Origin of the sequence: Citrobacter sp. Cb028, from assembly GCF_030336705.1 — a bacterium.
Taxonomy (GTDB): domain Bacteria; phylum Pseudomonadota; class Gammaproteobacteria; order Enterobacterales; family Enterobacteriaceae; genus Citrobacter; species Citrobacter braakii.
Genome location: NZ_JAOWCZ010000035.1, coordinates 352407 through 362880, shown reverse-complemented (window position 1 = coordinate 362880; position 10474 = coordinate 352407). Strand labels below are relative to the sequence as shown.

11 protein-coding genes are annotated in these 10474 nt (G+C 54.8%); 2 read left to right on the top strand and 9 right to left on the bottom strand.

What is annotated here, in order from left to right; translation table 11 throughout:
• Positions 1-2: 2 nt before the first annotated feature.
• The 9 genes from pmrD to OGV75_RS20545 form a co-directional block, all read right to left on the bottom strand.
• Positions 3-266: a signal transduction protein PmrD gene (gene pmrD / locus OGV75_RS20585; RefSeq protein WP_131346463.1), complete on the bottom strand. Its 264-nt coding sequence runs from the start codon at positions 264-266 to the stop codon at positions 3-5.
• A gap of 95 nt (positions 267-361) precedes the next feature.
• Entirely contained in the window at positions 362-1786 is a 1425-nt protein-coding gene (gene menE, locus OGV75_RS20580) for an o-succinylbenzoate--CoA ligase (RefSeq protein ID WP_286481117.1), read from the bottom strand.
• Positions 1783-2745, bottom strand: coding sequence for an o-succinylbenzoate synthase (menC, locus tag OGV75_RS20575; RefSeq protein ID WP_046275931.1), 963 nt, complete (start codon positions 2743-2745; stop codon positions 1783-1785). Before menC ends, menE begins: the two co-directional genes overlap by 4 nt.
• Positions 2745-3602: a 1,4-dihydroxy-2-naphthoyl-CoA synthase gene (menB, locus tag OGV75_RS20570; RefSeq protein WP_053389241.1), complete on the bottom strand. Its 858-nt coding sequence runs from the start codon at positions 3600-3602 to the stop codon at positions 2745-2747. The genes menC and menB overlap by 1 nt, the downstream gene beginning before the upstream one ends.
• A 14-nt stretch (positions 3603-3616) precedes the next feature.
• Positions 3617-4375, bottom strand: a complete 759-nt coding sequence (gene menH / locus OGV75_RS20565; protein WP_286481116.1) for a 2-succinyl-6-hydroxy-2,4-cyclohexadiene-1-carboxylate synthase — start codon at positions 4373-4375, stop codon at positions 3617-3619.
• Positions 4372-6042, bottom strand: coding sequence for a 2-succinyl-5-enolpyruvyl-6-hydroxy-3-cyclohexene-1-carboxylic-acid synthase (gene menD / locus OGV75_RS20560; protein WP_019077287.1), 1671 nt, complete (start codon positions 6040-6042; stop codon positions 4372-4374). The genes menH and menD overlap by 4 nt, the downstream gene beginning before the upstream one ends.
• Positions 6043-6126: 84 nt before the next feature.
• Positions 6127-7425, bottom strand: coding sequence for an isochorismate synthase MenF (menF, locus tag OGV75_RS20555; RefSeq protein ID WP_046275930.1), 1299 nt, complete (start codon positions 7423-7425; stop codon positions 6127-6129).
• Between the two features lie 104 nt (positions 7426-7529).
• Entirely contained in the window at positions 7530-7835 is a 306-nt protein-coding gene (elaB, locus tag OGV75_RS20550; RefSeq protein WP_003027683.1) for a stress response protein ElaB, read from the bottom strand.
• Between the two features lie 63 nt (positions 7836-7898).
• Complete coding sequence (locus tag OGV75_RS20545) at positions 7899-8360, bottom strand: GNAT family N-acetyltransferase (protein WP_016153827.1); 462 nt, start codon at positions 8358-8360, stop codon at positions 7899-7901.
• Positions 8361-8427: 67 nt separating this feature from the next.
• Between OGV75_RS20545 and rbn the strand changes: the two genes are divergently transcribed.
• Entirely contained in the window at positions 8428-9345 is a 918-nt protein-coding gene (rbn, locus tag OGV75_RS20540; protein WP_046275929.1) for a ribonuclease BN, read from the top strand.
• A gap of 64 nt (positions 9346-9409) precedes the next feature.
• A complete protein-coding gene (locus OGV75_RS20535; protein WP_016157041.1) occupies positions 9410-10414 on the top strand; it encodes a chemotaxis protein in 1005 nt (334 codons plus the stop codon).
• The last annotated feature ends 60 nt before the right edge of the window (positions 10415-10474 follow it).

Sequence of the window (10474 nt, the reverse complement as noted above, 5' to 3'; positions counted from 1 at the left end):
GATTATTTATCTTCAGACAGTCGTAACAGACGTTCCCATTCGTCGCACGTGTACTGTCTGGCATCAATTATTTTGATTAACCGTGAGGTATCGCGATTAATGCAATACAGTGCATCTTTCAGCGGTGAAAGGAGGTCTCCGGGCTTAACCCACTCGGAAGATTGCGCCTCAGCCAGCATCTTTAGCGAACCGCCGCCATCACAAAGTACGATATAGAGCCTGCCTGCTTTTTTGTGACAGCAAGACTTCTTCACATGCCATTCCATAGCGCACCTTTTGTTAAAAGATTTCACAACAGGTTACACTTAAGCAGATAAACAAAATGACAATAGCGACGCAATGGCGAAAGTGAGAAATGTAATTACTGTTTGCTTAATTTTAACAATGAAGCACTTACCCAATCTGACAGCGCACGACGAGAGATTTTAATCCCTCCGGATTTTAGTTCGGGTGGCAATGTCAGCCAGCATACCGGTTGCTGAAAGCGGGCCAGCTTATCTTTCACCCACTCAGCCAGATTGGTGTCACCCGCATTGGTGTCATACTCAACGACCGCCACCGGGCGATGACCAAACTCTTTGTCGTCTATCGGCACAATGAAAGCTTGCAGAACATGCGGATGCGCAGCAATCACGCGTTCCACCTCTTCCGGCTGTATGCCTTCCCCGCCGCTAAAGAACAGATTGTCCATCCGACCGACAATAGTTAACTTGCCGTCCTTCAACACCCCGCGATCGCGGGTGGCAAACCAGCCTTCCGCATTTACTAAAGGAATCAGCTGCCCGTTACGCCAGTAACCTTGCGCCATGCTGGCGGCACGCAGCCAGACTTCACCACCAACGATTCTGACTTCTCTGCCTGCCAGGGGTGACCCCACATCCGCCAGGCCATCCGCTTCTTTCGCACAGACCGTAGAAGCAAACTCCGTTAAACCGTAACCGCACCAGCAGCGAATCCTTTGCTCGCGCGCCTGTTCCGTCAATTCAACAGGAATTGCCGCGCCACCCAGGAGCACTGCTTTGAGCGTTACCGCCGTTTTGTTGACCAGCAGGCGCCACAGCTGCGTGGGCACCAGCGAAGCATGAGTGCATCCAGCCAGCATTTGCTCCAATGGTTGCTTGTCGCGCACGGTCATTCGTGCCCCGGCAAACAACCAACGCCACAAAATACCCTGGCCGGAAACATGAAACAGCGGCAGCGAGAGCAGCCAGTCATCTTCAGCGTCAAACGGCATTAGTGACAACACGCCCTGCGCGCTTGCCAGATGAGCCTGACAGGTATGCACCGCCGCCTTTGGCAATCCGGTAGAACCTGAGGTTAACGTCATCGTACTCAAACGCTGGGGTAACCACGCGGCGGCATGCTTGCCTGGCACTGCCTGCATCTGCAACGGATGGAGTCCCGTGAGAACATTAGCTGCCTCAAGATCCAGCGCAAAACGCAGCGTTAAGTCCGGGACCAGCGCGTCAAGCAGCGATTGAGGCAGCTGTGGGTTCACAGGTAAAACCCGCGCCCCACATTGCAGCAATGCCAGCCAGGCCAGCAAAGCACGTGGATGATTCCAGGCGCGAAGCAGGACGCCATCGCCCTCTTCCACGCCCTGAGCGGCAAAACCGCTGGCCAGATGGTCAACGCGCGTGCAGAGCTCGCTCCAGCTTAATACTTCATCGTTGAGGCGTAGAGCAGGCACCTCTGCACGAACCTGTCGCCAGTGACGCCACGGCCAGTCATCGGGTTGTACCAGGCCCGATATGCTTACGCTATCGGGCATTTCCCGCTGGGTCATAGCAGGCGTTCCAGCGCATCAACATCGATACACGGCAATGCGCTACCCGGCCAGGTGCGTACCTGCTGGCACTGCATCAGGCTCAGGGTATCCAGCCCCGGAATGGTCTGCGGCGTCAGCCAGGCGGCAATTCGCGCCAGTTGGGTTAAGCCCAGGCTCGACTCGATCGACGAACTAATAACAGCGGTGAGACCAAGTGCATGCGCCGCTGCCACCTGTTCGCGCACTTTATCGAGACTGCCCGTCAGCGTAGGTTTGATAACCACTGCCTTGACGCCCTCTTCGGCTTCGAAGAGGAAATCCGCTTCACGCAGGCTTTCATCCCAGGCAATGGCAATGCCGGTTTCACGCGCAAAAGCACGAGAGTCATCGCGGGTTTTGCATGGCTCTTCGAGAAAAGCGATGCGCCCGCGGTACTCTGGATTAACGTACTTCGCGAACTGCTGGGCTTTCAACGGCGTCCAGGCTCGGTTGGCGTCAAGTCGTAAATGCAGCTCCGGGATAGCCTCAAGCAGCAGGTTGGCGACCATACCGTCGCGAACCGCTTCATACAGTCCGACCTTGATCTTCGCTACTTTTTCACCCGGCATGTCCGCCAGTTGCAGTACCAGATCATCAGGATCGCCCGTACACAGCGGCGCTGCACGGTAGTCTGCGTCCTCTGGCAATACGCCAGCCAGTTCGGCCAGCGCACAGCTTGCGCCAAAGGCGACCGAAGGCAGCTGCGGTAAGGAAGAATCCCCCTGTAGCCAGCCGTTGACCCAGGCCAGCAGCTCGGTTTGCGCCTCTTCCCAGCTCTCCTGACTGAAGCCCGGCAGCGGGGAGATCTCTCCCCACCCTTCGCGCTCGCCGTCACAAAGGCGAACGTACAGCCCGTCACGCGTTTTTAACCGCCTGTCGCGCAGAATCACCCCCGCGTCCATGGGGATCTGCCAGCGGTATACCTGCGCGCTACGCATTACGGATTCCGTTTAAATTTGCTGAAATCCGGCTGACGTTTCTGGTTAAAGGCGTTACGGCCTTCCTGACCTTCTTCCGTCATGTAGAACAGCATGGTGGCGTTACCCGCCAGCTCTTGCAGACCAGCCTGACCATCGCAGTCGGCGTTCAGTGCAGCTTTCAGGCAGCGCAACGCCATCGGGCTGTTTTGCAGCATTTCACGACACCAGCGTACGGTCTCTTTTTCCAGATCGACCAGCGGAACCACGGTGTTTACCAGGCCCATATCCAGCGCTTGCTTCGCATCGTACTGACGGCACAGGAACCAGATTTCACGCGCTTTTTTCTGACCGACAATACGCGCCATGTAAGAGGCACCCCAACCGCCATCGAAGGAACCGACTTTCGGACCGGTCTGGCCGAAGATGGCGTTTTCAGCCGCAATGGTCAGGTCACACATCATGTGCAGCACATGGCCGCCGCCGATAGAAAAGCCTGCAACCATCGCCACTACCGGCTTCGGACAGGTACGAATCTGGCGCTGGAAGTCCAGTACGTTCAGGTGATGCACACCGGAATCATCCTGGTATCCGCCGTAGTCACCGCGCACTTTCTGATCGCCACCTGCGCAGAACGCTTTGTCGCCAGCACCGGTCAGAATAATCACGCCAATGTTGTCATCATAGCGAGCATCCGCCAGCGCCTGGATCATCTCTTTCACGGTGACCGGACGGAAGGCATTGCGTACCTGCGGACGATTAATGGTGATTTTTGCGATACCGTCGGTGGATTTCTCGTAGAGAATGTCGGTGTAGCCTTCAGAGCAATCGTGCCATTCTACCGGTGCGTAAAGCATTGTTTCATCAGGATAGATCATAAAATGTCCTATAGTCAGCGATGCAGAATCTGAGCCAGACAGTCCACCACGCCAGCGGGATTGTCCCGATGCGCGTTGTGTCCGGCATTACGAATCACATGGCTTGGTACGGATATTTCCGCCGCCAGGGCGCGGAATTTATCGTCACGTTCACCACATAAATAATAAAACGGAAATGTGCGCGTAGTGAGTTGCGCGCGTAAATCAGGTTGTACGGCTAGCGAGGTGGCCTCCAGCATCGCTGCCAGCGTATGCCCGTTATTCTGGCTACGCAGTGCGACCAGCGCTTCTCTTTGCGCCGCATTCAGCGAGGAAAAAACCGGCTGTTGATACCAGTCAATAAACACCTCGCACAACGGCTCAGCGCGAAAACGCGCAGCCCAGCGACCATCAGAGAGGCGACGCTGAACGCGCGCCTCCTCACTTTGCAAGCCTGGATGTCCACCTTCAACCACCAGACCGCACAGTCCTGGCATCTCCTGACAAGCCGCCATCATCGCGACTCTGCCGCCAAGAGAGTAACCTACCAACCAGTATTTAAGTATGTTGTAACTAATCAGCGTGTTACGCAGCAAAGCGCTTACGTCGTCGAATCCGCTCACGCTGATGTCAGCGGAGCCACCGTGTCCCGGCAGGTCGATATACAGCCGCGAATAATTCTTAAACGCTTCGCCAACCGTCTGCCATTCCCGACAATCACCGGAAAAACCGTGCAGGAAAACCAGCCAGGGAAATCCCGTCTGGCCCACTTTCGCCTGCGCGTGCAGGATCATAGATGGCTTACCTGCGCCAGCAGTTGCTGCAGGGTTTGCGCCCCATCAGTTTCGTTTACCACCAGCTCAATCACCGTTGCCGCCGGAGTACGCCAGGCGTTAGTCAGCGCGCGCTCCAGTTGCTCCCAGTTTTCCGGGCGCTGGTATTTAAGGTTAAACATGGCGGCAGCATGCTCAAAATGCACGTTCTGCGGCATCAGGTAGAACCGTTCGCGTTCGCTTGCTGGCGTCGGCAACAGGGAAAAAATTTGCCCGCCGTTATTATTGACCACTATCAGGACAAACGGCGCGGAAACCTGGCGCAATAACGCCAGCGCATTGAGGTCATACAGCGCAGATAAATCGCCGACGATAGCCAGCGTCGATTTCGCGCTGGCGCGCTGTACGCCTGCTGCCGTTGACAGCAGGCCGTCAATGCCGCTCGCGCCACGGTTGCTATAGACCGGGTAACCCGCCGGAAGCTGCGACAGCGCATCAATCAGGCGCACCACCAGACTGTTGCCCACGAACAGTTGCCCCTGCTCCGGTAAGTATTCGCGGATACGGTGGGCTAATTGCGCTTCACCAAACGCGTCGCGACGGGCTTCTACCGCCTGCCAGGCCAGTTGCGCCAGGCGTGGGATCTCCACGCACCAGGGCTGACGTTTCTCCGCCGGATGCAACTCCAGCCAGTCGCCAACCGTCGCTACCAGTCTGCGCCCACGATGGTGAGCCGGATCGAGGCGGCCTTCGATATTATCGACAATCCAGTATTCCTGCGGATCACAGCTGGCCTGCCATTGCAGGAGCCGTTTTCCGGTCAGGCTACTGCCAAGCTGCACCACAATCTGCGCCTGCTGTAATTCAGTGACCGCTTTCGCATTTCCCAGCCACAGGTCGGCGCACGGCAAAGGTTGTCCAGTTTGCGACAGAACATCGCCAATCAGCGGCCAGCCTAGCATCTGCGCCCACTGCGCAACCTTTTTGCCCTCTTCCGCGCTCATGCGGCCTGCAACAACAACGCCGCGTTTTTGTCGCCAGAAAAACCAGTCACGCTGTTTGTCGCTTTCCAGTCGACGCGACTCACGCAGCCAGGGTTTATCATCCTGCCACCAGTCGCCAAGGCGCTGCTGCCAGTCAATCCCCGTTTCGTCCATGTCGCCATACAGCGGTTCCGCAAATGGGCAATTGATATGAACCGCCCCGCTATGCAGCGCAGCTAAGGCGTTATCAATGGTGGATACCAGCCAACTAGCCGGAATGTTCTGGGTCGGGCGCGGTAAAGAGAGCGTTTGCGATGGATGCGAGGCAAACATTCCGGCCTGACGAATCGCCTGGTTAGCGCCGCAGTCGATAAGCTCAGGAGGTCTGTCAGCCGTGAGTAGAATCAGCTTTTCACCGGTCAGGCCCGCTTCAATCAACGCGGGATACAAATTTGCCACCGCCGTACCGGACGTCACAATCACAGCGACAGGCTGCCGGCTGACTTTTGCCAGACCTAAGGCCAGATGCCCAAGGCCACGCTCATCAAAATGAGTATGGTGAATAAAAGCGGGGTTTTCCGCAGCCGCCAGAGTCAACGGTGTAGAACGAGAGCCAGGGGCAATGCAGACATGCCTGACGCCGTGGCGAGTGAGTGCTTCCAGAATGACCGCCGCCCAGCGTCGGTTAAATGCGCTTACTGACATGAGATTGTCCGGTATCAATATTGCGACACAGTATAAAGAATCGAATAAATGGATTTTTGATATGAGTCGGTAATATACAACTCATTACCCTTCCATCTGTAATAAAGTGCGCAGTCCTGCCGCTTTATTGTCTATTTCTTGCCATTCCTGTTCAGGATCTGAACCACGCACGATCCCTGCCCCGGCATACAGGCGTATCACATTTTCACTAATTTTCGCCGACCGTAATGACACGCAAAACTCGCTTTGGCGCAGAGAAAGGTAACCCGCAGAACCGGCATACCACTCGCGTTCAAACGGTTCATTTTGTTGGATAAATTCACGCGCCAGCTCACGCGGAATACCTGCGACTGCCGCCGTGGGCTGGAGTTGCATCAGACAAAGCGTATCATCAGCCTGATTCAGTTCCGTCCAGATACAGCGGCGCAGGTGCTGCACTTTGCGCAGTCTGAGCACCTGCGGCGGCAGCACATCAAGAGTTTGCGTACAGCCTTGCAGACGCTGGCAAATATCTTCGACCACCAGCATATTCTCGCGCTGGTTTTTATCATCTTTCATTAGCCATTCCCCCAACTGCCAGGCCCGATGATCCTCAGGGTGGTTGGCAACGGTTCCCGCCAGCGCCTCGGTGCGCAGCGCCGTGTCACGCCGCCGATACAGACGTTCAGGGGAAGAACCAAGAAACGCACACTTTGCGGAGAACGCCATAAAGAAATGGTAGCAGTTCAGGTTTAGACGACGACTGGAAGCCATCACGGCCGCGGCGTTAACCGACTGGGAAAACTGTAAATCGGTCGCCCGCGCCAGCACGACCTTATCGAGTTGTTCCCCATTGATTGTTTGCGTGGCAAGTTTTATCAGGTCTGTCCAGCCAGTTTTATCCGGCCAGTTCTGTTCTCCCGTCAAATGCAGACGCAATGCGGGCAGCGGCTTTACGTTGGCGAGCGATGAGATAAACGCCACCGCCTGCGCGGCGTCTTCACGCAGCGACACGTCGCTAAAGAGATGTAAGCGTAAGCTTGCCACTCCGGCGCAACGTCGCCACTCCAACCGTGGCAATAACAAATGGCCGCGCTGAGGCTCAAAGGCATTCAGGCCCCAGATACGCAGGTCAGGATTATCATTCTGCTGATGTAAAAAATGCTGGGCTAATTCGAGCGAGGAAAATGTAGCAACAGCGCCCAGTACGGCGGCTTCTTCATCGCCATTACGCTGTTGCCAGTAAAACTGGGGCCAGACAGGTTGACTGGCCAGCCATCCTAAAGCGTCAAACGCATCATTCAGTGGGAAAGGGATATCGTAAATACGAATTCCAGGTGCTGCTGGTATCTCTTGCGACAAATGACGCATCAGACTTTCCAGCGCAGTAGTGATTGAATGCACGCGGACCTCTCCCTGTTAAAAACCTCACATTATACGGGGTACTGAGCAGAAAAAGCAGTACCCCCAGTTAGGGAGTACGTACAAATGCGCTGACGGAATGGAATTTATCGCCGTGCTAACAATAATCCCATCACTAAACCAACCGTGGCACCAACGCCGATTCCGCGCCAGGGTTTTTCATGCACATAATCATCCGCCCGGCAAACGGCTTTCTTTGCGCGGTAATAGTAGCTGTCAGAGGCGTGGCTGACGCGATTTCTCACCTCTTCTAACGCCCGCTCTGCCCGCGCTTTTAACTCAAGGTATTTTTGATCGGCTGGATCGCCGGAAGAACGCAGCACCTCCTCCAGCGTTTCACTCAATAATTCCAGATCGTCATCGATGCGTGATTCATAAGAATGAAAAGACATTTTATTCTCCCTTTCTATTGACGTACCCGCTAACTATAGACAATCAGGCGTGTTTGCGCCTGTTTACGCCTGATGTGCTTCCCGCGCCATTCCGACGTGTGGAATACCGTCTTCGTCATAGATATCCGTGACCGGCACAAAGCCAAAGCGCGCATAGAATGATTGCAAATGTGCCTGCGCCCCCAGATACAGCGCCTTGTGCGGCCAATGCTGCGTACAGGAGGCCAGCGTCTGAGTCATTAGCTGTTGCCCCAATTTTTCACCCCGCAGCGCTTCGCTTACGATCACCCGCCCAATGACGACCGGCTCAAGCTCATCATCGCTTTTCAGAATCCTCGCATACGCCACCAGTTCATCGTTATGCCAACCCAGAATGTGCCGATTTTCACCACTCAGGTCATCACCATCCACATCCTGATACGGACACCGTTGCTCAACAACAAATACCGCACAGCGAAGCTCAAGAATGGCGTACAGCTGCTGTGTATTGAGCTTTGCATGGTGGAGATCTTGCCAGTGAATCATAGTCTGCCCCTTTGTTGTGATAACCTGAACACCCTGCCTTATTGATGGCGAAAAGTGTAACGCGAAGATGGAATTACTATTTTTAGGCACGTCTGCGGGAGTCCCCACGCGCTCACGCAATGTAACGGCAATTTTACTTAATCTGCAACACCCGACTCAGGCGGGGCTGTGGCTTTTCGATTGTGGTGAAGGAACGCAGCATCAGATGCTGACCACGCCATTTAACCCAGGAAAACTCGAACGTATTTTTATCAGCCATCTACACGGCGATCACCTGTTTGGTTTACCGGGGCTGCTGTGCAGTCGCTCAATGGCCGGGAACGTCCAGCCACTGACGCTTTACGGACCAAAGGGATTGAGAGAGTTTACCGAAACGGCTTTGCGTTTGAGCGGCTCCTGGACCGATTATCCGCTGGATATTGTCGAAATCACCGCGGGTGAAATTGTTGATGACGGCCTGCGTAAAGTAACGGCATACCCGCTGGTGCATCCGCTGGAGTGCTACGGTTTTCGTGTTGAAGAGCACGACAAACCGGGGGCACTTGACGCCAGCGCCTTGAAGACGGCTGGTGTTAAAGCGGGCCCGTGGTTCCAGGATTTGAAAGCCGGGAAAACCATCGTGCTGGAGGATGGTCGAGCGATTAACGGTGCCGATTTTCTCGGCCCTGCCACCAGAGGAAAATCTGTGGCTATTTTCGGCGACACAGGACCTTGCGCGTCCGCCATTGAACTGGCACGCGGTGTGGATGTGATGGTACATGAAACCACACTGGACTCCTCAATGGAGGAAAAAGCCAACAGCCGCGGTCACAGCTCGACCCGACAAGCCGCCCAGCTGGCGCTTGAGGCCGGAGTGAGACGCCTGATCATGACCCACGTTAGCTCACGCTACGATGAAAAAGGCTGTCAGCGGTTACTCGAAGAGTGCAAAGCGATATTTCCAGACACTGAACTGGCTCACGATTTCGCCATTTTCACCGTTTAATGCTCCATTTTTCCGCCTCAGTGCCGATAACAGTGGAAAGGCTGGCTTTCACACTGAGGACAGGATGAACAATTTCCAGAAAGATATTGATGACAGGACAAACCTAACCCTGTCTAACCGTTTTGAACTGCTGCTGTTTCGCCTTGGCAAATCCGTCGAGGAGCAGAAATCAGAACTGTTTGGCATCAACGTATTCAAACTGCGTGAAATCGTACCGATGCCGACCTTTACGCGTCCCGCAGGTATGAAAGCCCCGTTGCTGGGTATGGTTAACATTCGCGATCAGGTGATCCCGGTGATTGATCTGCCTGCCGTCGCGGGCTGTAAGCCAGAGACCGGACTCAACATCCTGTTGATCACGGAATATGCCCGCAGCGTTCAGGCGTTTGCGGTGGAGTCGGTAGAAAACATTATGCGTCTGGACTGGCAACAGGTGCATACCGCCGAGAAAGCCGTCAATGGTCGCTACATTACCAGTATCGCCTGTCTGGACGACAACAAAGAGACTAACAATCTGGCGCTGGTGCTCGATGTCGAACAGATCCTGTACGATATTGTACCGTCGAACCACGACCTGCGCGCAACAGAGCTGAAAACCAATAAGTTCAACATTACGCCGGGTGCGGTGGCGATTGTGGCTGATGATTCCAAAGTGGCTCGCGCGATGCTGGAAAAAGGGCTTAACGCCATGGAGATTCCACACTTGATGCATGTGACGGGCCAGGATGCGTGGGAAAAGATACAACAGCTATCTGAAGAAGCAGAAGCGGAAGGTAAACCAATCAGCGAGAAGATTGCGCTGGTGCTCACCGATCTGGAAATGCCGGAGATGGACGGTTTTACGCTTACCCGTAAGATAAAAACCGACGAACGCCTGAAGAAGATCCCGGTCGTTATCCACTCCTCACTTTCCGGTAGCGCCAATGAAGATCACGTACGCCGAGTGAAAGCAGATGGTTACGTGGCCAAATTCGAAGTCAATGAGCTGTCTTCAGTCATTCAGGAAGTGATGGATCGCACAGCGAAAGGCATCAGCGGCCCGCTGGTGAGCCGTCAACTTTCGGCCTGACACCCCAGCAACTTGAAGTATGACGAGTATAGACAGGTAAAAAAAAGAGTCTGGACATTG